This is a genomic window from Streptomyces venezuelae (assembly GCF_008642355.1).
In the GTDB taxonomy this organism is placed as follows: domain Bacteria; phylum Actinomycetota; class Actinomycetes; order Streptomycetales; family Streptomycetaceae; genus Streptomyces; species Streptomyces venezuelae_B.
On sequence record NZ_CP029193.1, the window covers coordinates 2,137,857 to 2,161,287 of the forward strand.

Below are 23,431 nucleotides of genomic sequence, written 5' to 3' on the forward strand. Positions count from 1 at the left end.
GGCGGCCTGCGCAACGCCGTTCGACAGGAGCTGGTGGCGCGCCAGCTCGACGAGCAGATAATCGGGCGTTTCCCCGTGGGGCAGCGGCTCCGCGTGCTCGACGTCGGCATGGGCCAGGGCACGCAGGCGCTGCGGCTCGCCCGCGCCGGTCACGAGGTGACGGGCGTCGAGCAGGACTCCGCCATGATCGCGGCGGCCCGCACGGCGCTCGCCCACGAGCCCGAGGGCATCCAGGGGCGGGTGCGGATCGTCGAGGGCGACGGGCACCAGACCGGGGTGCACTTCCTGCCCGGCAGCTTCGACGTCGTGCTCTGCCACGGCGTACTGATGTACGTGGAGGAGCCCGACGCGCTCCTCGCCGGGCTGGCCCGGATGCTGGCGCCCGGCGGGCTGCTCTCGCTGCTCGTGCGCAACGCGGAGGCGCTGGCCATGCGGCCGGGGCTGGCCGGGGACTGGTCGGGGGCGCTCGCCGCGTTCGACTCCGCGACGTACCGCAACCGGCTCGGGATCGACGCCCGCGCGGACCGGCTCGACGCGCTGACCTCCGCGCTCGCGGGGATCGCCGCGCCGCTGCAGGCCTGGTACGGCGTGCGGGTCTTCACGGACACCGTGGCCGACGGTGCGGCGCTGCCCCCGGAAGGGGAGCTGGAGGCGCTGCTCGCCGTGGAGGAGCGGGCGGGGCGGACGGATCCGTACCGGCGGGTGGCGGCACTGCTGCATCTGTGCGGGGTGCGGGACTAGCGGGGTCGGGGGGGGCGACCGGGCCGTGACGCCTGTTCGGCCCCCTAAGTCTGGGCGGCCCCGGACGACAAATCCGACACTCGGGGCATGACTGCCTCACGTATCCCTGCTGCCTCACGTATCCCTGCCGCCACCTTGGCGTGCGTCGCCGCTCTCGCCCTCGTGGGCGGGTGCTCCTCCTCCGGTTCCGGTGACTCCGGCAGGTCCACCACGCAGGCCGCACCGGCCGCCGCGAGCGATCTGCAGGACGACTACCAGAAGGTGATCAAGGACGTCCTGCCGTCCGTCGTCCAGATCGACGCCTCCGAGGGCCTGGGGTCCGGGGTCGTCTACGACGACAAGGGGCACATCGTCACCAACGCCCACGTCGTGGGCAAGGAGAAGCGCTTCAAGGTGACGACGGCGACCGGTGAGCAGACGCTCTCCGCCGACCTCGTCGCCTCCTACCCCGAGCAGGACCTCGCCGTCATCAAGCTGAGCGACGTGCCGGACGGGCTGAAGGCCGCGGAGTTCGGTGACTCCGCCAAGGCCGAGGTCGGGCAGATCGTGCTGGCCATGGGCTCCCCGCTCGGCCTGTCGTCCAGCGTCACGCAGGGCATCGTGTCGGCGACCGGGCGCACCGTCAGCGAGGGCCGTTCGGGCGGCGGGACGGGAGCCACGATCGCCAACATGGTGCAGACCTCGGCGGCGATCAACCCGGGCAACAGCGGCGGGGCGCTCGTCGACCTGGACGGGAAGGTCATCGGCATCCCGACGCTCGCCGCGAGCGATCCGCAGATGGGCGACAGCGCGGCGCCCGGCATCGGGTTCGCGATCCCGTCGTCGATGGTGAAGACCGTCGCGGACCAGATCGTCAGGAGCGGCAAGGTCACCGACTCGGGCCGGGCGGCGCTCGGCATCACGGGCCGCACGGTCCTCGGCGACGACTACCGGCCCGCGGGCGTGGCCGTCGTCGAGGCGCCCGAGGGCGGCGCCGCGGCGAAGGCGGGGCTCGCGGCGGGCGACATCATCACGCGGCTCGGCGACGCCGAGATCACCACCATCAACTCGCTCTCCGAGGCGCTCGCCTCGGCCAAGCCCGGGCAGAAGGCGGAGGTCACGTACGTGCGGGACGGCGCCGAGAAGACGGCCGACGTCACTCTCGGCGAGATCTAGGTCCTGTGTTGCGCCGGGAGGCGGCGGCCGTGGCCCGGCCGCCGCCTCCCGTCGTCGTCCGCGCGCCTGTCAGGCGGAGGCGTCCTCGGACTCCTCGGCGCCCTCCATGTGCAGACTCATCGGTCCGTAGATCTCCCGCGCGTCCTCGAAGAGGGTCACCTGGTCGGCGCCGCCCTCGGCCAGCGCCTTCCAGTACTCACCGACCCAGGACTCGGCGTCGCCCTGTGTGGTGAACTCCTCGGGCTGGACCGCGGGCTGGACCTCCGTCCCGTCCGCCTTCTCGAACCGCCACGTCCATGCCGCCATGTCAGCCTCCCGAAGGTTCCGTGGCGGTCTGTGGAACCGCCTGAATCCGTGGGAAGCCTATCCGGGCGCGCGGCGCCGGACGCGACGCGGGAGGATCTTCGTGTGGAACTGACTCTGCTCGGCACCGGCGCCCCCGGCGGACTGCCGCTCCCCGACTGCCCCTGCGCGGCGTGCGCGACCGCGCTCGGCCCCGCGGCGCGCGCCGCCACCGCGCTCCTCGTGGACGGCGTCCTGCTGCTCGACCTCACCCCCGGTGCCGCCTTCGCGGCCGCCCGTGCCGGGCACTCGCTCGGCGGGGTGCGCCAGGTGCTGCTCTCGCATCCGCACGACGGGCCCGCCGTGGAGGTGCCTGCGGGGCTGCCGCAGCCGGGGCGGGTCGCCGACGGGCGGGAGCTCGCGCTGCTCACCGGGCACCGGGTGCGCACGGTGGCACTGGACGCGCCGGGGTCCGGGTACGAGGTGACGGGACCTGACGGCGAGCGGCTGCTGTATCTGCCGCCGGGCGGGGCACCCGCCGGGCTCGGCGAGGGGAACGGGGCCGGGCAGGGACACGGCGCGCGGTCCCCGTACGAGATGGTCGTCGCCGATGTGCTGGGGCGGCCGGACGGGCTCGCCCGGCTGCGGGCGGCCGGGGCCGTCGGGCCGACCACCGACGTGGTCGCGGTGCACATCGGACACGAGGCGCCGCCGGGGCCGGAACTGACGCGCCGTCTGGCCGCCGCCGGGGCGCGCGCCGTGCCCGACGGGTCGACGCTCGTGGTCGGCGCCTACGAGGACGTACCGGACGTACCGCGCAGGACGCTGGTCCTCGGTGGCGCGCGGTCGGGCAAGTCCGTGGAGGCCGAGCGGCGTCTGGAGGCCTTTCCCGAGGTGCTGTACGTGGCGACCGGCGGGACCAGGAACGGTGACACCGAGTGGACGCGGCGGGTGAGCGTGCACCGCGAGCGCCGCCCCGGTTCGTGGCGTACGACGGAGACGTGCGATCTCGTCCCGCTGCTCGCCGAGGACGGTCCCCCGCTCCTCGTCGACTGTCTGTCGCTGTGGCTGACGCACGTCATGGACGAGGTGAAGGCGTGGGACGACGACGAGTGGGCGGGCGGCGGTGAGCGGGAGCTGCGGCGGCGGGTCGTCGAACTCGCGGAGGCGGTGCGGGCGACCCGGCGCACGGTGGTCGCCGTGTCGAACGAGGTCGGCTCCGGCATCGTCCCGGCGACCGCGTCGGGCCGCCGCTACCGCGACGAACTGGGCCGCCTGAACACGCTGTTCGCCGCCGAGTGCGAGCACGTGCTGCTCGTGGTGGCGGGGCAGGCACTGGCGCTGCGCGGCTGACGTCCCGTATCCGCTAGGCGCCTCTGCGGGCGATGATCCGGTAGGTGTTGGAGAAGCCGGTGCGGGTGAGCAGAGGGCACAGGAGCGTGTCGAGGGTACGGGCGAGGACAAGGAGCGGGACGGTCGCCCACCAGGCGGCCTGCCGCAGGCGGAGCCGGAGCGGGGACACGGCCTTGGCGCGCCACGGCACGTCGGGGGCGGGGATGCGGCCGTTGACGAACAGCGCGACGGCTGAGGCCAGGTCGAGCGGTACGTGCGGTGCGCGGCGCTCGACGCCGACGACCGTGAAGCCGAGTCTCTCCAGCTCCACGCGGAGGTTGGCGAGCGGCACGAGGTGCAGGTGCCGCGGCTGGCCGTACGACGCCCACCACTTGCCGAGCAGCCGGGCGTAGCGGCACCGCGGGTCGGGGGCCTCGATCATCAGGTGCCCGCCGGGGCGCAGCACCGTGCGCGCGGCCCTGAGCTCCGCGCGCGGGTCGGGGGCGTGCTGGAGGGTGTGGAACATGCTCAGCGCGTCGTAGCGGCCCGCGAGGGGTGCGGCGAGCGTGGTGAGGGAGCCCCGGTGGCCCTCCTCGATGCGGCCGCGCCGCAGCCCCTCCAGGACACCGGCGCCCGCGTCGAGGCCGTCGAAGGAGGTGTAGGGCAGGACCTGCCTGGCAAGCGCCGGGAAGTGCGCCGCACCGGTGCCGACGTCCAGCCAGCACTCGGGCTCGTCGAGGGCGCCGAGCGCGCGGGCACGGCCGTGGGCGCGGGCGCGGACCCGGGCGTGGGAGAGCCGGGGCAGGACGGATCCCTCGCGTGCGTCCCTGCGGTAGAAGGCGAGGCCTTCGGGGGTGAGGCGGGGGTTCTGGAAGCAGTGGCCGCAGTCGCCGCACCGGTCGAGCCGGAAGTTTCCCGGCTTGTGCTGGACCAGGTCGGCGGTGCGCAGCCGCGCCCGCAGCCGCTCGGAACCGCACCAGGGACAGTCGGTGCGACGCGGCTCGTGGAACCGCTCGGTGCCCTGGGCGAGTTCGGCGAGGTAGACGGAGCGCCGGGCGGCGACTCGGTGGGCGACGGCATCCGTGGTCATGGTCGCACTCCTGGAAGAAGCCGGGACAAACAGGAAAGTAAAGGCAGGTAAGGGACCATTCCCGCATTTGCGGTGCCGTCATGCGGCGATGCCCTGCCGGACGCGGCTCGCAGGGCCGTTCGAGCGACATCCGTGCCGCTCCCGGTACTGTTCGGCGAATGAGCTCGCTGAATCTCGACGACTTCACCGACCTGATCGAGCGGCCCGACGGCGGGGTCCGCCGCGACGCCGAGGAACGCCGGGAGCGGCAGTCCGTGCCACCCGGCTCGCTGGGCCGTCTCGACGAGCTCGGCGAGTGGCTCGCGGCGGCCCAGTCCGCGGTGCCGGTGCGACCGGTCGAGCAGCCGCGCGTGGTCCTCTTCGCGGGTGACCACGGCGTCTCCGAGCTGGGTGTGTCGGCGCGGCCCGCGGGCGGCGCCGCCGCTCTCGTGCGTTCCGTGCTGGCCGGTGAGACCCCGGCGGCCGTCCTCGCGCGGCGCCTGGAGGTACCGGTCCGCGTCGTCGACATGGCACTGGACTGCGACCCCGCGGAGCTGCCCGCCGAGGTGGCGGGCCACCGGGTGCGGCGCGGTTCCGGCCGGATCGACGTCGAGGACGCGCTGACCGCCGAGGAGGCCGAGCAGGCGCTGCGCGCGGGCATGGCCGTCGCCGACGAGGAGGCGGACTCGGGCACCGATCTTGTCGTCCTCGGCGATGTGAGCGTGGGCGGCACGACGCCCGCCGCGACGCTGGTCGCCGCGTTGTGCGGGACCGACGCCTCGGTGGTGACCGGGCGGGGCGGCGAGCCCATCGACGACCTGGCGTGGATGCGCAAGTGCGCGGTGGTGCGGGACGCGCTGCGGCGGGCCAGGCCCGTGCTCGGCGACCAACTGGAGCTGCTGGCGGCGGTGGGCGGCGCGGACGTCGCGGCGATGACGGGCTTCCTGCTGCAGTGCGCGGTGCGCCGCACGCCGGTGATCCTGGACGGTGTCGTCGCGTCGGCGGCCGCCCTGGTGGCCCAGCGGGTCGCCTTCCGGGCGCCGGACTGGTGGCTCGCGGGGCACGACAGCGGGGAGCCCGCGCAGAGCAAGGCGCTCGACCGGATGGCGCTTGATCCCCTGCTCTCGCACGGCGTGAAGGTCGGCGAGGGCGCGGGCGCGCTGCTGGCGCTGCCGCTGGTGCAGGCCGCGGCCGCGCTGGCGGCGGAGCTGCCGGAGCGGAAGCCCGAGGCGGCGGAGACGTCCGCGGCGCCCGAGACGACCGAGGCGCCCGCAGAGGGTTAGCCTGCGACCGAGCCGTCCGGCGGGCGCGGGACCGGGACACCCGGCGAGAGCGAACCGGACAGAACCCGCCGGATCATCTCCAATGGCCCGCTGCCCATATGATCCCTTTTCATGGGAGATGAGCAGGTCGTCGCCGGGCGACAGAAATCACGCACCGTCATACAGCGCCGTGCCGCGGGATTCGCCGTGTGGTACCTCCGGGTCGTCACGTTCATCAACTTCCTGAGCGCGGTCTGGGTCTCCCTCGGGCAGGACCTGCGGCAGCACAACACGGAGAACTACTTCACGCCGTACATGCTGACCGCCGGCTTCGCGTCGGGGGCGTTCACGCTGTTCCTGGCGATCACCATGCGGCGCCGCAAGCGCGCCGCGTGGATCCTCAACCTGGTGCTCGGCGGGCTCTTCCTGCTGTTGTTCGCCTTCGCGATGCTCTTCCCGGAGGTGCGTGCGTACGCGCAGAACTGGATCTCCCTGATCCTGACCGCCGCCTTCGTCGCCGCGCTCGTCGTCGGCCGCCGCGAGTTCTACGCCAAGGGCGACCGCTCCAACCCGAAGCTGGCCTCGGCCGTCGCGGCCGGCGGACTCCTGGTGACCTCGCTGATCGCCGCGCTGCTCGTCACCGCCACCAACACCGCGCACGACGACTACCGCTCGACGTTCCTGGACCGCTGGCGGTACGGCACCATGCGCCTGGTCTCGCTGGCCGCCGACGACCAGCGCTTCGAAGGCATCACCACGCCCGGCTGGGTCAACGTCGCCATCAACATCCTGAGCGCACTGCTGCTCTGCGCCGTGCTGTACGCGGCGTTCCGCTCCCGCCGGGCGGTCGACCCGCTCACCGAGGACGACGAGGAGCGGCTGCGCGCACTGCTCGACCGGTACGGCGACCGCGACTCCCTCGGCTACTTCTCGCTGCGCCGCGAGAAGAGCGTCGTGTGGTCCCCCACCGGCAAGGCGGCCGTCGCGTACCGCGTCGTCGGCGGTGTCTCCCTGGCCTCCGGCGACCCCATCGGCGACCCCGAGGCGTGGCCCGGTGCCATCGAGCCCTGGCTGGAGGAGGCCCGTGAGCACGGCTGGATCCCCGCCGTGATGGGCGCCGGCGAGGAGGCGGGCACGATCTACGCCCGGCACGGCCTCGACGCCCTGGAGCTGGGCGACGAAGCCATCGTCGACATCGCCGAGTTCACCCTCGACGGGCGGGCCATGCGCACCGTCAGGCAGGCGTACAACCGCGTGAAGCGCGCCGGTTACACGGTCCGCATCCGCCGCCACGAGGACATCCCCGCCGACGAGATGGCGGCCCTCCTGGAGCGCGCCGACGACTGGCGCGACGGCGCCACCGAACGCGGCTTCTCGATGGCGCTCGGGCGGCTGGGCGACCCGGCGGACGGCCGCTGCGTGATGCTCGAATGCACGGACGGCGACGGCGCGTTGCGGGCGCTGCTCTCCTTCGTCCCGTGGGGGCCGCACGGCCTCTCCCTCGACCTGATGCGCCGTGACCGGGACGCGGAGAACGGCCTGATGGAGTTCATGGTCATCGAACTCCTGCAGCGCGCCCCCGAGATCAAGATCACTCAGGTGTCGCTCAACTTCGCGATGTTCAGGTCGGTCTTCGAACGTGGCTCGCGGCTCGGCGCGGGACCGGTCCTGCGCCTGTGGCGGTCGCTGCTCAGCTTCTTCTCCCGGTGGTGGCAGATCGAGTCCCTCTACCGCGCCAACGCCAAGTACCGGCCGATCTGGGAGCCCCGGTTCCTCCTCTTCGAGAAGAGCGTCGACCTGCTGCGCATCGGTGTCGCCTCCGGCCGCGCGGAGGGCTTCCTGGAAGCGCCGGGCCTGCCGAAGTGGCTGCACCGCAAACACCTGGAGTCGAGACGATGAGTGCCCTGGCCCGCCGCGCCCGCGCCGAGTGGGGAGAGCTCTTCTCCACCGTGCGCGGCGCGCTCGCCGCCCGACGGTGGCGGGCCGTGCCCATGACGCTGGCCGCGGTCTGCCTCACCGCGCTCTTCCAGTACGCGCAGAACCAGCCGTGGGGTTACCGGTTCGTCCAGAACATCGGCTGCGTGCGCGCCGAGGACCCGCTCCCGCTCGCCCTGCTCCGCACCCCGCTCTCCCTCTTCGTGCCCGCGCTCGACCTGCCCGTGTGGGGCGCGCTGGTGCAGATCCTGCTCGTCTTCGGGATCGCGGAGATCTGTCTGGGCCGGTGGCGCACGCTCCTCATCGCGTACGTGGCCACGCTCGCCGGAACGCTCTACGCGCGCGTGGCCATCGAACTGGGGCCGGACAACCCGATCGGTCTCCCCGCGTCCGACGCGCAGGTCGTCGACACCGGTCCGTCCGCCGCCGTCGTGGGCCTCGCCGTCTTCGTGTGCCTGCGCTACCGCGCGTACTTCACCGCCGTCCTGGTCGCCGTCCTGATGGTCGTCGAGGTGCTGTTCAAGGACAACCTCGCGGGCAAGGAGCACCTGGCCGCCATCGCCGCCGTGCTCGTGCTGTGCGCGCTCTCGGCACCGCGTCACCGGGGCGGCGGCGCCCGGTCCGGTGTGAAGCCGCCGATCCAGTCCTGAAGCCTGCGGCGCGGCCCCGTCCAGCGGCGGTCGTGCCGGAAGGCCCGCAGTCCCGCACGCGCGCGTGCCCTGGGCCGGTTGCGGTAGAACCGCCGCGCCCACGCCGACCCCGGCCGGGCCAGGCGGACCGCGCCGACCAGCGCGACGAACGGCACCACCATGCCGATCAGGGCGGTGCGCAGCTTGCCCTTGAGGAGCGCGATGAGGGAGAACGCGCAGTTGATGCCGACGTTCAGCGCGAACAGCGCCCTGTTGTGCCGCTCCATCGGCGTCAGGTCGTTCACCCCGAACGGCGTGAAACCGGTGAGCACGAGCACCACCAGGGCGGCCGTGAGCATGACGACCTCCACGCTCTTGCGGCCCTGCTCGCTCCAGTACACGTCGTCGAGGTGGAGGATCAGCGCGAACTCGTCGAGCACGAGCCCGGCGCCGATCCCGAAGATGACGGCGGCGTACAGCGGCCCCACGCCGTGTCGCCCCGCGGCCACCGCCCAGAACCCGCCGACCAGCATGAGGAAGATGCCCGGCACGACGTGGTGGATGTGCACGTCCCCCGTGCTGATGTTCCGGAACGGCCCCTTGCCCGCCCTGATGAGCCGCGTGATGGTCCGGGTGACCAGGAACGACCCGACGAACGAGACCAGCGCGAGCAGAAGCGGCAGCTTCCCCGGCTCGACGATGTTCCGGTACCACCAGTCGTTCATGCGGCCCGCCAGACGTCCATGCGCCCATCCTCCGTCCCGGAAGAGTGATCCGCAGGCCGGAACGTTCCCGCGGGGTAGCCTGCCGCGGTGTCCAGAACCTCCCCCGCCGACGGCATACGTTTCGCCTTCGGCACCCTCACCGCGCTGCCCGTCCGCCTCACCCGATGGGACCGCACGGCCGCCCGCGCCGGCATGCAGTGCGCGCCCCTCGCGGGACTGGTCGTCGGCCTCTGCGCGGCGGGCGTCGGCGGCGCCCTGACGGCCCTCGGCGCGGGCCCCCTGCTCGCCGCCACCGCGACCGCGGCGGCCCCCGCCGCCCTCACCCGCGGCCTGCACCTCGACGGGCTCGCCGACACCGCCGACGGCCTCGGCAGCGCCAAGCCCGCCGACGACGCGCTGCGCATCATGAAGCAGTCCGACATCGGCCCCTTCGGCGTCATCACCCTGCTCTTCGTGCTGCTCGCGCAGGTGGCGGTGCTCTTCCAGCTGTACGAGGCGTCGTGGGCGCGCGGCGCCTTCGCCGCCGTCGTCTCGGCGACCGCCGCGCGCCTCGCCCTCACCGTCGCCGCCCGCGACGGAGTGCCACCGGCGCGCCCCGAAGGGCTCGGCGCCGCCGTCGCCGGAGTGGTCCCGCGCGCCCGTGCGGCCGGGGTCGCCGTCCTCGTCGTGGCCGCCGCCGCGGGGGCCGGTCTGCTCTTCGGTCCCGCCGGTGCCGTGCGGGGCGCGGCGGCCGTCGTCCTCGCCCTCGGCGCCGCCGAGTTGCTGCTCCGGCACTGCGTCCGGCGGTTCGGCGGGGTCACCGGCGACGTCTTCGGCGGCCTCGCGGAGACAGCGGCGACCGGCACCCTGATCGTGCTCGCCCTGGGCTGACGCCGGCCCCACCCCGCGCTCCCACCGCGCCGAACACACACAGTGAGGCGCACCGCAGCGCTCACGGGCGTAGGCTCGCGACGGGCTCACCACCCACAGCCCGACGAAACTCACTGAAAGAGGACCTCACCACCGTGACTGCTCTGACTCTCAGCACCGCCGCCGCGACCGGCCTGCGTGCCGACGCGATCGTCGTCGGTGTCGCGAAGGGCGCTGGATCCAAGGGTGGCCTGGTCGTCGCCCCCGGCGCCGAGGCCGTGGACAAGGCGTACGACGGCAAGCTCGCGTCCGTCCTGGAGACCCTCGGCGCCTCGGGCGGCGAGGGTGAGGTGACGAAGCTCCCCGCGCCGTCCGGCTTCAAGGCCCCGGTCGTCGTCGCGGTGGGTCTCGGCGAGGTCCCGGAGAAGGACGAGACGTACGGCACGGACGCCCTGCGCCGCGCCGCCGGTGCCGCCGCGCGCGCCCTCACCGGTTCGAAGAAGGCCGCGTTCGCGCTGCCCGTCGAGGAGCCCGCGGACGCCGGCGCGCTGGCCGAGGGCGCCCTGCTCGGCGCCTACTCGTTCGACGCGTACAAGGGCCAGGCCGACGCCAAGGCCGCGAAGAAGAACGGCAAGGACGCCAAGGCGCCGCTCGCCGAGGTCGCCCTGCTCGGCGGCAAGCCCCGCGACAAGGCGTACAAGGCCGCCGTCGAGCGCGCCGTCGCCGTCGCCGAGGAGCTCAACCGCGCCCGCGACCTGGTGAACACCCCGCCGAACGACCTCAGCCCCGAGGCCTTCGCCGCCGTCGCCCAGGCCGCGGCCAAGGAGCACGGCATCAAGGTCCAGGTCCTGGACGAGAAGGCCCTCACCAAGGGCGGCTACGGCGGCATCCTCGGCGTCGGCGCCGGTTCGGACGCCCCGCCGCGCCTGGTGAAGCTCTCGTACACGAGCTCGAAGGCGAAGAAGCACCTCGCCTTCGTCGGCAAGGGCATCACGTACGACTCGGGCGGCATCTCGCTGAAGCCCGCCGGTCACAACGAGACCATGAAGTGCGACATGGCCGGTGCCGCCGCGGTCTTCGCCGCCGTCGTCGCCGCCGCGCGCCTCGGCCTCGAGGTGAACGTCACCGGCTGGCTGGCGCTCGCCGAGAACATGCCGTCCGGCTCCGCGACCCGCCCCGGCGACGTCCTGCGGATGTACAGCGGCAAGACCGTCGAGGTCCTCAACACCGACGCCGAGGGCCGCCTGGTCCTGGCCGACGCCATCGCCAAGGCCTCCGAGGAGCAGCCGGACGCGATCGTCGACGTCGCGACCCTGACCGGCGCCATGATGGTGGCGCTGGGCAACCGCACCTTCGGCATCATGTCCAACGACGACGCGTTCCGCGCCTCGGTCCACGAGATCGCCGAGGAGGTCGGCGAGCCGTCCTGGCCGATGCCGCTCCCCACCGACCTGCGCAAGGGCATGGACTCTCCCACCGCGGACATCGCCAACATGGGCGAGCGCATGGGCGGCGGCCTGGTCGCCGGTCTCTTCCTGAAGGAGTTCGTCGGCGAGGGCATCACCTGGGCCCACCTCGACATCGCGGGCCCGGCCTTCCACGAGGGCGCCCCCTACGGCTACACCCCCAAGGGCGGCACCGGCTCCGCCGTCCGCACCCTGGTCCGGCTCGCCGAGCACACCGCCGCGGGCGACCTGGGCTGATCGCGCACGTACCGAGGGCCCCGGACCCTTCTGGTGTCCGGGGCCCTCGGTGATTTCGCCCTCGACGAAATCCGTACGTTCGTACGCAAGAGATGGCCCTGGAGACGGTCGATCCGACGTCTCACAGCCTGGCCCGGCGTCCCGTCTCCCGCCGACAAGTGCGAAGATGGGTTCTCGGCAGGACAGGGCCCCCACCAAAGGGCCGAAACAAGAGCGGCCGAATACCAGCCGACCGACCGGTCGTCCCCCGCGCAAAGGGGTCCGGCGTACGGCGCACATGCATGGAGGACGTGACGTGGCGAACGACGCCAGCACCGTTTTCGACCTAGTGATTCTCGGCGGCGGTAGCGGCGGTTACGCCGCGGCCCTGCGCGGAGCGCAGCTGGGCCTGGACGTCGCACTGATCGAGAAGAACAAGCTCGGCGGCACCTGCCTGCACAACGGCTGCATCCCCACGAAGGCGCTGCTGCACGCCGGCGAGATCGCCGACCAGGCGCGCGAGGCCGACCAGTTCGGCGTGAAGGCCACCTTCGAGGGCATCGACATGGCGGCCGTCCACAAGTACAAGGACGACGTGATCTCGGGCCTGTACAAGGGCCTGCAGGGTCTCGTCGCCTCCCGCAAGGTGACGTACATCGAGGGCGAGGGCAAGCTCTCCTCCCCGACCTCGGTCGACGTGAACGGTCAGCGTGTCCAGGGCCGCCACGTCCTCCTCGCGACCGGCTCCGTGCCGAAGTCGCTGCCGGGCCTGGAGATCGACGGCAACCGCATCATCTCCTCGGACCACGGCCTGACCCTGGACCGCGTGCCGAAGTCCGCGATCATCCTGGGCGGCGGCGTCATCGGCGTCGAGTTCGCCTCGGCGTGGAAGTCCTTCGGGGCCGACGTCACGGTCATCGAGGGCCTCAAGCACCTCGTGCCCGTCGAGGACGAGAACAGCTCCAAGCTTCTTGAGCGCGCGTTCCGCAAGCGCGGCATCAAGTTCAACCTCGGCACGTTCTTCGACAAGGCCGAGTACACGCAGGACGGCGTCCGCGTGACCCTCGCCGACGGCAAGACCTTCGAGGCCGAGGTCCTCCTGGTCGCCATCGGCCGGGGCCCGGTCTCGCAGGGCCTCGGCTACGAGGAGCAGGGCGTCGCCATGGACCGCGGCTACGTCCTCGTCGACGAGTACATGCAGACCAACGTCCCGACCATCTCGGCCGTGGGCGACCTGGTGCCGACCCTCCAGCTCGCGCACGTCGGCTTCGCCGAGGGCATGCTGGTGGCGGAGCGCCTGGCCGGTCTCAAGACCGTCCCGGTCGACTACGACGGCGTGCCCCGGGTGACGTACTGCCACCCCCAGGTCGCCTCCGTGGGCATCACCGAGGCCAAGGCCAAGGAGATCTACGGCGCGGACAAGGTCGTCGCCCTCAAGTACAACCTCGCGGGCAACGGCAAGAGCAAGATCCTCAAGACCGCGGGCGAGATCAAGCTCGTCCAGGTCAAGGACGGTGCCGTGGTCGGCGTCCACATGGTCGGCGACCGCATGGGCGAGCAGGTCGGCGAAGCCCAGCTGATCTACAACTGGGAGGCGCTGCCGGCCGAGGTGGCCCAGCTCATCCACGCCCACCCGACCCAGAACGAGGCGCTCGGCGAGGCCCACCTGGCCCTGGCGGGCAAGCCGCTGCACTCCCACGACTGACCTCAGTCATCGGGCGCGACGACCAGACTTCCGCAATTTCGTAAGGAGCAACTGAAACCATGGCGGTTTCCGTATCCCTTCCGGCGCTCGGCGAGAGCGTCACCGAGGGCACTGTCACCCGTTGGCTGAAGGCCGAGGGCGAGCGCGTCGAGGCCGACGAGCCGCTGCTCGAGGTGTCGACCGACAAGGTCGACACCGAGATCCCCTCCCCGGCCGCCGGCATCCTGGCGTCCATCAAGGTCGCCGAGGACGAGACCGTCGAGGTCGGCGCCGAGCTCGCCGTCATCGACGACGGCTCGGGCGACGCGGGTGGCTCGGCCGCCCCGGCGCAGGCCGAGGCCCCGGCCGCCCCCGCGCAGGAGGAGGCCCCGAAGCAGGAGGAGGCCCCGGCCCAGGCCGAGGCGCCCGCCGCCCCGGCCCCGTCCGGCGGTTCCGCCGAGGGCACCGAGGTCACCCTGCCCGCGCTCGGCGAGTCCGTCACCGAGGGCACCGTCACCCGCTGGCTGAAGGAGGTCGGCGAGGAGGTCGCGGCCGACGAGCCCCTCCTGGAGGTCTCGACGGACAAGGTCGACACCGAGATCCCCTCGCCGGTCGCGGGCGTGCTGCTCGAGATCGTCGTCGGTGAGGACGAGACCGCCGAGGTCGGCGCCAAGCTCGCCGTCATCGGTGCGCCCGGTGCCGCTCCGGCGCAGGCCGAGGCCCCGGCACCGGCCGCCCCGGCCAAGGAGGAGGCCCCGGCTCCGGCTCCGGCCGCCCCCGCGCAGCCCGCGGCCCCGGCCGCTCCGGCCGCCGCCCCCGCCGCCCCGGCCCAGCCCGCCGCTGCCGCCCCGGCTCCGGCTCAGCCCGCGGCTCCGGCCAAGCCCGCCCCAGCCCAGCCGGCTCCGGCCGCGCCCGCCGCCCCGGCGCAGGCCTCCCCGGCCGACGACGGTGCGTACGTGACGCCGCTGGTCCGCAAGCTGGCCAACGAGAACGGCGTGAACCTCTCCGAGGTCACCGGTTCCGGTGTCGGCGGCCGCATCCGCAAGCAGGACGTCATCGCCGCCGCCGAGGCCAAGAAGTCGGCCCCGGCTCCGGCCGCCGCCGCTGCCCCGGCAGCCGCTTCGAAGGCCCCGGCCCTCGAGGTCTCGCCGCTCCGCGGCCAGACGGTCAAGATGACCCGCATGCGCAAGGTCATCGGCGACAACATGATGAAGGCCCTGCACTCGCAGGCCCAGCTGACCTCGGTCGTCGAGGTCGACATCACCAAGCTGATGAAGCTGCGCGCCAAGGCGAAGGACTCCTTCGCGGCCCGCGAGGGCGTCAAGCTCTCGCCGATGCCGTTCTTCGTCAAGGCCGCCGCCCAGGCGCTGAAGGCCCACCCGGTCATCAACGCCCGGATCAACGAGGACGAAGGCACCATCACGTACTTCGACTCGGAGAACATCGGCATCGCCGTGGACGCCGAGAAGGGTCTGATGACCCCGGTCATCAAGGGTGCGGGCGACCTGAACATCGCCGGCATCTCGAAGAAGACCGCGGAGCTCGCCGGCAAGGCGCGTGGCGGTGGCCTCACCCCGGACGACATGTCCGGCGCCACCTTCACGATCTCCAACACCGGTTCGCGCGGCGCCCTGTTCGACACGGTCATCGTGCCGCCGAACCAGGCCGCGATCCTCGGCATCGGTGCCACGGTCAAGCGCCCGGTCGTCATCAACCACCCGGACCTGGGCGAGACCATCGCCGTCCGTGACATGACGTACCTGTCGCTCTCCTACGACCACCGTCTGGTGGACGGCGCGGACGCCGCCCGCTACCTGACCGCGGTCAAGGCGATCCTGGAGGCCGGCGAGTTCGAGGTCGAGCTCGGCCTGTAGTCCTGCGGCCCCCGCGGCTGTAAGACTCGTCTCATCAGCGCGTACGCCCCCGTTCGGAGGTTTCCGGACGGGGGCGTCGCCGTATTGTCTAGGGGTCACAACGCCCTGGGGCGCTGCCCCGCCGGAGGAGCCCACATGACCGCGCCCGTCGTTCACTCGCTGCGCGAACAGATCCGCGAGCACATCGTGGAGGGGATCGTCAGCGGGCGCTGGAAGCCGGGCGAGCGCATCGTGGAGCGTCGCATCGCGGTGGAACTGGAGGTCTCCCAGACCCCTGTCCGTGAGGCGCTGCGCGAGCTGGAGACGCTCCGCCTCATCGAGTCGGCGCCCAACAAGGGGGTGCGCGTACGCAACTTGACCGCCGCCGACCTGGAGGAGAGCTACCCGGTCCGTGCGGGTCTGGAGGCCATCGCCGCCGAGCTGGCGGCCGAGCGGCTCGCCGAGGACTGCTCGGCCCTGGAGCCCCACGTGGCGGCCCTCTACGAGGCGGACCGTGCCTCGGACGGCACGGCCCAGGTGCGGCACACCGTCGGTTTCCACCGCGAGCTGGTGCGCGCCGCGGACAACTCGGTCCTCCTGCACACCTGGGAGGGCCTCGGCATCGAGGTCTTCACGGCGCTCTCCATCCGCTGGCTGGGGACGGTCCAGCAGTCGTACGCGGAGGAGCACGAGGCCCTGGTCTCCGCCTTCCGGCGCCGTGACCCGGCCATCGCGGACCTGGTCAAGTCCCATGTGCTGGGGTGCGCGCCGCGCGCGTGACACCCGCGCTCATCCGTCGCGCCTTGACTCCAAACGTGCTCTCACCTGCGTAAACCCTTCAAAACGAAGGCACCGCGTGCCCGCTTTGCTGGCACCCGATGCCTACTTTCTCCATATAGAGAGGTTTTCCTCTTCAACCCTTTGATCGATCATCGATCACGGAGTTACAGTCTCCGACGGGCTCAGACCAGAGCTTCACGCCCTGTCCTGCCAAGACACCGGGCACCCCCACCCCTTACCGAACAGGGGACCCCCTCCGACTCAGGAAGGCGGCGACATGACCGACCCCTCCGCAATCCAGCCGAGCGAGCTCGACCAGCTCCCGGACCGCGACCCCGAGGAGACCGCCGAATGGCAGGCCTCCCTGGACGCCGTCACCGAGGCGGCCGGGCCGCACCGTGCCGCATACCTCATGCGCCGCACGCTGGAGCGCGCCGAGGGCGCGGGCCTGGCGCTGCCCAAGCTGCTCGAGACCGACTACGTCAACACCATCCCCACCTCCGCCGAGCCGGCTGTCGACGGTGACGAGGAGATGGAGCGCAAGATCACGGCGTGGAACCGCTGGAACGCGGCCGCCATGGTCACGCGCGGCTCCAAGCACGGTGTCGGCGGCCACATCGCGACCTTCGCGTCCGCGGCCTGGCTGTACGAGACCGGCTTCAACCACTTCTTCAAGGGCAAGGAGGGCGATGGCTCCGGCGACCAGCTGTACATCCAGGGTCACGCCTCCCCCGGCATCTACGCCCGCGCCTTCCTCGACGGCCGCCTGAACGAGACGCAGCTCGACAACTTCCGCCAGGAGGCCGGCGGCAACGGCCTGCCCTCCTACCCGCACCCGCGCCGCCTGCCCTGGCTGTGGGAGTTCCCGACCGTCTCCATGGGTCTGGGCCCGCTCTCCGCCATCTACCAGGCGCGCTTCAACCGGTACCTCACCAACCGCGGCATCAAGGACGTCTCCGCCTCGCACGTGTGGGCGTTCCTCGGTGACGGCGAGATGGACGAGCCCGAGTCGACGGCGGCCCTCGCACTGGCCGCGCGTGAGGGCCTCGACAACCTCACGTACGTCATCAACTGCAACCTGCAGCGCCTCGACGGCCCGGTCCGCGCCAACTTCCGCGTGGTCCAGGAGCTGGAGGCCCAGTTCCGCGGTGCCGGCTGGAACGTCATCAAGGTCCTGTGGGGCAACGCCTGGGACGAGCTCTTCCAGCTCGACACCACTGGCGCCCTGGTCCGCCGCCTCCGCGAGGTGCCGGACGCGCAGTTCCAGACGTACGCGACGCGCGACGCCGCGTACATCCGCGAGCACTTCTTCGGTGCCGAGCCCGCCCTCGTCGAACTGGGCAAGCTGCTCAGCGACGACAAGATCAGCGAGTGCTTCCACCTCTCGCGCGGCGGCCACGAGGCCCGCAAGGTCTACGCGGCCTACCGTGCGGCGCTCACCCACAAGGGCGCGCCGACCGTGATCCTCGCGCAGACGGTCAAGGGCTTCACCCTCGGCAAGGGCTTCGAGTCCAAGAACGCCAACCACCAGATGAAGAAGCTGACGGTGGACGAGTTCAAGGACATGCGCGACCTGCTCGGTCTGCCGATCCCGGACAGCGACTTCGTCGACGGCCAGGTGCCCTACGGCCACCCCGGCGCCGACTCCCCCGAGGTCCGCTACCTCCAGGAGCGCCGTGCCGCGCTCGGCGGTCCGGCCCCGGCCCGCCGCACGCAGCCGCTCGCGCCGCTGCCCGCCCCGGCCGACAAGGCGTTCGCCTCGTTCGACAAGGGTTCCGGTTCGCAGTCGGTGGCGACGACCATGGCGTTCGTGCGCCTGGTCAAGGACCTCGTGCGCGACAAGACGTCCGGCAAGCGCTGGGTGCCGATCGTCCCCGACGAGGCGCGCACCTTCGGCATGGAGTCGCTCTTCCCGTCGCTCGGCATCTACTCGCCGAAGGGCCAGACGTACGAGCCGGTCGACCGCGACCAGCTGATGTACTACAAGGAGGCCAAGGACGGCCAGATCCTCAACGAGGGGATCACCGAGGCCGGTTCGATGGCGGACTTCATCGCCGCGTCCACGTCGTACGCGACGCACGGCGAAGCGATGATCCCGTTCTACATCTTCTACTCGATGTTCGGCTGGCAGCGCACGGCCGACCAGATGTGGCAGCTCGGCGACCAGCTCGGCCGCGGCTTCCTCGTCGGCGCCACCGCGGGCCGCACGACGCTGACGGGTGAGGGTCTGCAGCACGCGGACGGCCACTCGCCGGTGATCGCGGCCACCAACCCGGCGGCTCTCTCCTACGACCCGGCGTTCGCGTACGAGATCGCCGCGATCGTCAAGGAGGGTCTGCGCCGCATGTACGGCGAGGCCCACGAGGGCGAAGACCAGAACGTCTTCTACTACCTCACGGTCTACAACGAGCCCATGCCGCAGCCCGCGAAGCCCGCGGGTGTCGACGAGGGCATCGTCAAGGGCCTGTACCGCTTCAACACGGCGGAGTCCGCGGGCCTCTCCCCCGCTGCCAACGCCTCGCGCATCCAGCTGCTCGGTTCGGGTACGGCCATCCACTGGACCCTCGCCGCGCAGAAGATGCTCGCCGAGGAGTGGGGCGTGGCCGCCGACGTGTGGTCCGCGACCTCATGGACGGAGCTGCGCCGTGACGCGCTGGAGGCCGACGAGGCCATCCTGCGCGGTGAGGAGCGCGTCCCGTACATCCGTACGGCGCTGGAGGGCGCGCAGGGCCCGGTCCTGGCCGTCTCCGACTACATGCGTCAGGTCCCCGACCAGATCGCGCAGTGGGTCGAGCAGGACTACTCCTCGCTCGGTGCGGACGGCTTCGGTCTGTCCGACACGCGTGACGCGGCCCGCCGTCACTTCGGCATCGACGCGGAGTCGATCGTCGTCGCCGCGCTGGCGCAGCTCGCCCGCCGCGGCGAGGTGCCGGCCTCGGCGGTGAAGGAGGCGCGGGCCAAGTACGGCCTGTAGCCCTCCGGCTCGACGAACGGGTGCGGCCCCTGCCTGACGGCGGGGGCCGCGCCCGTTTGTACGCGGCGGCATGATGGAGCCATGCGCGCCGCCCGCCTCATCAAGATGGTCCTGCTGCTCCAGGCCCGGCCTTCCATGACCGCCGCCGAGCTCGCCGCCGAGCTGGAGGTGTCCGAGCGGACGATCACGCGCGACGCGCAGGCGCTGTCCGAGGCGGGCGTCCCGGTCTACGCCGACCGGGGCCGCACCGGCGGCTACCGGCTGATCGGCGGCTACCGCACCCGCCTCACGGGGCTCGGCCGCAGCGAGGCGGAGGCGCTGTTCCTGTCCGGGGTGCCGGGCGCGCTGCGGGAGATGGGGCTCGCGGACGCTGCGTCGGCGGCCCGTCTGAAGGTGTCGGCGGCGCTCATGCCGTCGCTGCGGGACGCCCCGCGGACCGCCGCGCAGCGGTTTCATCTGGACGCGCCGGCCTGGTTCCGGGAGACGCCCGCCCCGGAGCTGCTGCCCGCCGTGGCGGACGCGGTCTGGGACGACCGGAAGGTGACCGCACGCTATCGCCGCCAGGACACCGAGGTGGAGCGGGAGTTGGAGCCGTACGGGCTCGTGCTGAAGGCCGGGGTCTGGTACCTGTGCGCGCGGGTGCCGGAGTCGGGGGCGTACCGCGTGTACCGCATCGACCGGTTCACGGCGGTCGCGGCGGGCGGCGAACGGTTCGCGCGGGACGAGGAGTTCGACCTGCCGGGGTTCTGGGAGGAGCGGGCCGAGCAGTTCGCGCGGGCGATCCTGCGGTCCCGTGCCGTGGTGCGGCTCTCGGCGGCGGGCGTACGGCAGCTGCCGTACGCCACCGACCGCGTCGTCGCGCGGGAGGCGATGGAGACGGCGGGCGAGCCGGACGCGTCGGGGCGGGTCACGGTCACGCTGCCCGTCGAGAACGAGGACGTGGCGTACACGCAGCTCATGGCGCTCGGCCCGGAGGCCGAGGTCCTGGAGCCGCCGGGGCTGCGCGCACGCTTCGCGGAGGCCGCCGCGAGGGCGGCGGCCCTCTACCGGTAGCCGGTGACGTCCGCCGTCCTGCTCTCCTGGTCGACCTCCGTGAGGTAACGCCAGGCGTCCGGCGCCGAGCCGTCGACGTCCGTGAACCCGTACTCCTTGGCGAGGCCGCCGCTGGAGAGCGACTTCCCGTTGTGGCGTGCGACATCCGGATCACCGGCGAGGGCGACGAGGGCGCGGCCCACGAACGTCGGTGTCTCGGAGATCGCGAAGTGCGGGTTCTGCTCGGTGCCCGCCAGCCAGTCGTCCTCGGTCACCTTGAAGTAGGTGTCGAGCATCGCCTCCGAGCGCAGCCAGCCCGGGGTGAGGCAGAGCGCGGTGCAGCCGTACTCCTTGAGCTCCTCGGCGAGGTCGCGGGCCATGCGCAGCGGCGCCGCCTTCGCGAGGTCGTAGTAGAAGGGCTTGCGGTAGTTGGGGCCGTTGTACTCGGCGGTGCCGTCGGTGACCTCGACGACGAGGCCGCCGGGGTTCCTGGTGAGCAGCGGCAGCGCGTGGTGGCTGGTGACGATGTGGGTCTCGATGCCGAGGCGCAGGATGCGCAGCCCCTTGTCGAGGTCGTGCTCCCACATCTTCTTGTCCCACTCGACGTGGATGTCGCCGCCCCAGATGTCGTTGACGAGGATGTCGAGGCGGCCCTGCTCGCGGTCGATCCGGTCGACCAGGGCGGCCACCTGCTCGGATTCCAGGTGGTCGGTGGGGACGGCGATGCCCCGGCCGCCCGCCGCGTCGACGCGTTCGGCGGTCCCCTCGATGGTCTCGGTGCCGCGGCCGATCTCGCTGGTGTGCGTACGGGTGGTGCGGCCCGTGACGTAGACGGTGGCTCCGGCGCGGCCGAGCTCCACGGCCATGGCGCGGCCGGCGCCGCGGGTGGCGCCCGCGACGAGAGCGATCTTTCCGGTCAGGTTCTGCGTGGTCTCCATGTCCTTGAGGCTTCCACCAAAAGCCGACAACTCCTGTCGCCTTTTCCACGGGCATGTGCACGCATAACGAGACAGCCGCATTCCTGCGCACTCCGCGTGCGCCCCCACTCCGCAGGACCGATGCTGGACCCGTGATGGACGAGACGGAGTTCTGGGAGATCGTGGACAGTACCCGCGAGGCCGCCGGCGGCGACCCCGAGGACCACGCCGAGCTGCTCGTCGAGAGACTGCTGCAGTCCGATCCGGACTCCGTCCTCGACTTCGCCCGTCACTTCGAGGCCCGCTACAACCGCGCGTACCGCTGGGACCTGTGGGGCGCTGCCTGGGTGCTGCTCGGCGGCGCGAGCGACGACGCGTTCGACTGGTTCCGGTGCTGGCTGATCGGCCAGGGGCGGGAGGTCTTCGAGGGGGCGGTGCACGATCCGGACGCGCTCGCCGACCTCCTGGGCGACTTCGACGAGGAGCTCGACGGCGACGGCGAGGAGCTCGGCTACGCCGCCGACGAGGCGTACGAGCAGCTCACCGGGGTCGTCGCGCCGGAACTCGGCGTCGCCCCCGCCCCTGCCGAACCGGAGGGCACGGCGATCGACTTCGAGAACGACGCGGTGATGGCACAGCGCTACCCGAAGCTCTGGGACCGCTTCATGGCGGATTGACGGGGAGAGCCTCCGGGCGGGGACGGTGTACATCGCGCCGCCCGACCACCATCTGTGCGTGAAGAACCCGAAGGACCTCTCCCTGAATCGGGCCGGCCGGGTCGATTCCGCGCGTCGGCGGCCGGCCGGCTCTTCGAGCAGGACCCGGCGTCCGCCGAGTTCCACGGGATGCCCGAGGACGCGGTCGACACGGGCTCCGCGGACTTCGTGCCCGACCTCGAAGACATCGCGCCGACCCTCAACAGGCTGCTGCCGGGCCGCTGACGAGAGCGACGGCTCTCAGAAGTGGGTGCCGCCGTCGACGCGGACCTCGGTGCCGGTGATGAAGCGGCCGTCGTCCGAGGCGAGCATGGCGACGACGGAGGCAACGGTCTCGGGGCCCGCGAAGCCCTGACCGAGGGCGGGCGCGAGCTTCACGAACAGGCTCATGTCGGCGTCGGCGGGCAGGCCGGGGCCCACGCTCTGCCTGCTGGCCCCCGACCCGTCGGTCATCCCTGAGGAGATGGACCCGGGCTGCACGGCGGTGAAGCGGATGCCCTGCTTGCCGTACTCGGCGGCCAGCGCGTGCGTCATGGACTGGATGCCGCCCTTGCTCGCCGCGTAGGCCGCCATGTACGGGTGGGCGAACATCGCGGACGTCGAGCTGAAGTTGACGACGGCGGGGCCGTTGCCGCCCAGGAGCGCCGGGACCGCCTCGCGGATCACCAGGAAGGTGCCGGTGAGGTTGACGGCTATGACCTGGTTGAAGGCGTCGAGGGTGGTCTCGTGGGTGTGCGAGGAGCGCAGGATGCCCGCGGCGTTCACGAGGACGTCGAGGCCGCCGAGCGCGTCGGTGGCCGCGGCGACGCCCGCGCGGACCGAGGCCTCGTCCGCGATGTTCACGACGACGGTGGTCAGGCGCTCGGCGTCGGCGCCCGCCCTGGCCACGGTGTCGCGCAGGCCGTCCTCGCTGACGTCGGCGGCGACGACGCGTCCTCCCTCGGCGAGCATGCGCAGCACGGTCGCCTGGCCGATGCCGGAGCCGCCGCCGGTGACCAGGGCGCGGCGGCCTTCGTAGCGGTTCAGGGTCTGGGGGGCGGTCATGGCGGTCTCCGGGTCTCTCGGGTGGCGGGTGCGCGTCGTGTCGCGCGAACGCCTTCACCGTACGCCTGGATGGCACGTTGTGCCACATTGGCTCGTGCGGCCACTCTGGCGTACTCGACGTAGGCTTCACCGCATGAGTACCCCGCCCCTCCCCCTCACGGAGCGCCGCAAGCTGGCGACCCAGCTGGAGATCGCCCGTGCCGCCGCCGAACTCTTCACCGCGCGCGGGACCGACGGCACCACGGCCGAGGCCATCGCGGGCCGTGCCGGGGTCGCGCTGCGCACCTTCTACCGCTACTTCCGCACCAAGCAGGACGCGGTGGGCCCGCTGCTCGCCGTCGGCGGCGACCGCTGGCGCGCACACCTCGCCGCCACCGAACCCGGCGCGCCGCTTCCCGACGCCCTGGGCTGCGCGATCTCCGAGGCGCTCGCCGTGCCGGACGAGGCGGCGGCGGACGGGCTGCGGCAGGCCCGCGGGCTGCTCCGCGCGGCCGCCGGCGACCCGGCGCTGCGAGCGGTCTGGTACCGCGTGAACCAGGAGTCCGAGGACAAGCTGCGCCCGGTCGTCGCGGAACTCCTGGGCGCGGGCGCGCGGCCCCTCGACGTCCGCCTCGCCGCCGCCGCGGCGACGGACGCGATCCGGATCGCCCTGGAGACCTGGGCGGAGACGGACGCGGACGTCACGGGCCCGGACTCTCCCGCGGACCTGGCGGCACGCTGCCTGCGCAGGCTCCTGGGCGGGCGGCTCCCGGACGACGCGGGCTGAGGCG

Annotated in this window: 21 protein-coding genes; 16 read left to right on the plus strand and 5 right to left on the minus strand. The window is 72.5% G+C overall.

Annotated elements, in window-relative coordinates:
• Positions 1–33: 33 nt before the first annotated feature.
• Together DEJ47_RS09930 and DEJ47_RS09935 are read left to right on the plus strand one after the other, a co-directional pair.
• Positions 34–741: a class I SAM-dependent methyltransferase gene (locus DEJ47_RS09930; RefSeq protein WP_223828293.1), complete on the plus strand. Its 708-nt coding sequence runs from the start codon at positions 34–36 to the stop codon at positions 739–741.
• Positions 742–828: 87 nt separating this feature from the next.
• On the plus strand, positions 829–1,896 hold the full coding sequence (locus DEJ47_RS09935; protein ID WP_150166961.1) for a S1C family serine protease: 1,068 nt from the start codon (positions 829–831) through the stop codon (positions 1,894–1,896).
• A 69-nt stretch (positions 1,897–1,965) separates the two neighbouring features.
• Here DEJ47_RS09935 and DEJ47_RS09940 read toward each other — a convergent pair whose 3' ends face one another.
• Complete coding sequence (locus tag DEJ47_RS09940) at positions 1,966–2,202, minus strand: hypothetical protein (RefSeq protein WP_150166963.1); 237 nt, start codon at positions 2,200–2,202, stop codon at positions 1,966–1,968.
• A gap of 102 nt (positions 2,203–2,304) precedes the next feature.
• Between DEJ47_RS09940 and DEJ47_RS09945 the strand changes: the two genes are divergently transcribed.
• A complete protein-coding gene (locus DEJ47_RS09945; protein ID WP_150166964.1) occupies positions 2,305–3,531 on the plus strand; it encodes a bifunctional adenosylcobinamide kinase/adenosylcobinamide-phosphate guanylyltransferase in 1,227 nt (408 codons plus the stop codon).
• A 13-nt stretch (positions 3,532–3,544) separates the two neighbouring features.
• Here DEJ47_RS09945 and DEJ47_RS09950 read toward each other — a convergent pair whose 3' ends face one another.
• Positions 3,545–4,600, minus strand: a complete 1,056-nt coding sequence (locus DEJ47_RS09950; RefSeq protein ID WP_150166966.1) for a class I SAM-dependent methyltransferase — start codon at positions 4,598–4,600, stop codon at positions 3,545–3,547.
• A gap of 158 nt (positions 4,601–4,758) precedes the next feature.
• Here DEJ47_RS09950 and cobT point away from each other — a divergent pair, with 158 nt between their 5' ends.
• From cobT to DEJ47_RS36370, 3 genes are all read left to right on the plus strand, one after another.
• Entirely contained in the window at positions 4,759–5,862 is a 1,104-nt protein-coding gene (gene cobT, locus DEJ47_RS09955) for a nicotinate-nucleotide--dimethylbenzimidazole phosphoribosyltransferase (protein WP_150166968.1), read from the plus strand.
• 111 nt (positions 5,863–5,973) lie between these two features.
• Positions 5,974–7,740, plus strand: coding sequence for a phosphatidylglycerol lysyltransferase domain-containing protein (locus tag DEJ47_RS09960; protein WP_150166970.1), 1,767 nt, complete (start codon positions 5,974–5,976; stop codon positions 7,738–7,740).
• Positions 7,737–8,426, plus strand: coding sequence for a hypothetical protein (locus tag DEJ47_RS36370; RefSeq protein ID WP_161237255.1), 690 nt, complete (start codon positions 7,737–7,739; stop codon positions 8,424–8,426). Before DEJ47_RS09960 ends, DEJ47_RS36370 begins: the two co-directional genes overlap by 4 nt.
• Here DEJ47_RS36370 and DEJ47_RS09970 read toward each other — a convergent pair.
• Positions 8,375–9,130, minus strand: a complete 756-nt coding sequence (locus tag DEJ47_RS09970) for a hypothetical protein (RefSeq protein WP_150166972.1) — start codon at positions 9,128–9,130, stop codon at positions 8,375–8,377. The two genes, DEJ47_RS36370 and DEJ47_RS09970, sit on opposite strands and share 52 nt — an antisense overlap.
• Positions 9,131–9,217: 87 nt before the next feature.
• On the opposite strand from DEJ47_RS09970, the gene DEJ47_RS09975 reads away from it, so the two are divergent.
• The 7 genes from DEJ47_RS09975 (at position 9,218) to DEJ47_RS10005 (ending at position 20,005) form a co-directional block, all read left to right on the plus strand.
• Positions 9,218–10,000, plus strand: coding sequence for an adenosylcobinamide-GDP ribazoletransferase (locus DEJ47_RS09975; protein ID WP_150166974.1), 783 nt, complete (start codon positions 9,218–9,220; stop codon positions 9,998–10,000).
• Positions 10,001–10,134: 134 nt separating this feature from the next.
• On the plus strand, positions 10,135–11,682 hold the full coding sequence (locus DEJ47_RS09980; RefSeq protein WP_150166976.1) for a leucyl aminopeptidase: 1,548 nt from the start codon (positions 10,135–10,137) through the stop codon (positions 11,680–11,682).
• Positions 11,683–11,977: 295 nt separating this feature from the next.
• Positions 11,978–13,366, plus strand: coding sequence for a dihydrolipoyl dehydrogenase (gene lpdA / locus DEJ47_RS09985; RefSeq protein WP_150166978.1), 1,389 nt, complete (start codon positions 11,978–11,980; stop codon positions 13,364–13,366).
• Between the two features lie 59 nt (positions 13,367–13,425).
• Positions 13,426–15,219, plus strand: coding sequence for a 2-oxoglutarate dehydrogenase, E2 component, dihydrolipoamide succinyltransferase (gene sucB / locus DEJ47_RS09990; protein ID WP_150166980.1), 1,794 nt, complete (start codon positions 13,426–13,428; stop codon positions 15,217–15,219).
• Positions 15,220–15,354: 135 nt separating this feature from the next.
• Positions 15,355–15,978 (plus strand): GntR family transcriptional regulator, encoded by a 624-nt coding sequence (locus DEJ47_RS09995; RefSeq protein WP_150166982.1) that lies wholly within the window; start codon positions 15,355–15,357, stop codon positions 15,976–15,978.
• 277 nt (positions 15,979–16,255) lie between these two features.
• Positions 16,256–18,952, plus strand: a complete 2,697-nt coding sequence (gene aceE / locus DEJ47_RS10000) for a pyruvate dehydrogenase (acetyl-transferring), homodimeric type (RefSeq protein WP_150166984.1) — start codon at positions 16,256–16,258, stop codon at positions 18,950–18,952.
• Between the two features lie 81 nt (positions 18,953–19,033).
• Complete coding sequence (locus DEJ47_RS10005; protein WP_150166986.1) at positions 19,034–20,005, plus strand: helix-turn-helix transcriptional regulator; 972 nt, start codon at positions 19,034–19,036, stop codon at positions 20,003–20,005.
• Here DEJ47_RS10005 and DEJ47_RS10010 read toward each other — a convergent pair.
• On the minus strand, positions 19,996–20,922 hold the full coding sequence (locus DEJ47_RS10010; RefSeq protein WP_150166988.1) for an SDR family oxidoreductase: 927 nt from the start codon (positions 20,920–20,922) through the stop codon (positions 19,996–19,998). The genes DEJ47_RS10005 and DEJ47_RS10010 overlap by 10 nt on opposite strands.
• Positions 20,923–21,056: 134 nt before the next feature.
• On the opposite strand from DEJ47_RS10010, the gene DEJ47_RS10015 reads away from it, so the two are divergent.
• Positions 21,057–21,578 (plus strand): DUF4240 domain-containing protein, encoded by a 522-nt coding sequence (locus DEJ47_RS10015; protein ID WP_190415745.1) that lies wholly within the window; start codon positions 21,057–21,059, stop codon positions 21,576–21,578.
• 54 nt (positions 21,579–21,632) lie between these two features.
• Positions 21,633–21,842, plus strand: a complete 210-nt coding sequence (locus DEJ47_RS37600; RefSeq protein WP_150166992.1) for a chemotaxis protein CheB — start codon at positions 21,633–21,635, stop codon at positions 21,840–21,842.
• A 15-nt stretch (positions 21,843–21,857) separates the two neighbouring features.
• Here DEJ47_RS37600 and DEJ47_RS10025 read toward each other — a convergent pair whose 3' ends face one another.
• Positions 21,858–22,661: an SDR family NAD(P)-dependent oxidoreductase gene (locus DEJ47_RS10025; protein ID WP_150166994.1), complete on the minus strand. Its 804-nt coding sequence runs from the start codon at positions 22,659–22,661 to the stop codon at positions 21,858–21,860.
• Positions 22,662–22,794: 133 nt separating this feature from the next.
• Between DEJ47_RS10025 and DEJ47_RS10030 the strand changes: the two genes are divergently transcribed.
• The gene (locus DEJ47_RS10030) at positions 22,795–23,427 is read left to right on the plus strand and encodes a TetR family transcriptional regulator (RefSeq protein WP_150166996.1); all 633 of its coding nucleotides are present in this window, start codon (positions 22,795–22,797) and stop codon (positions 23,425–23,427) included.
• Positions 23,428–23,431: the final 4 nt, after the last annotated feature.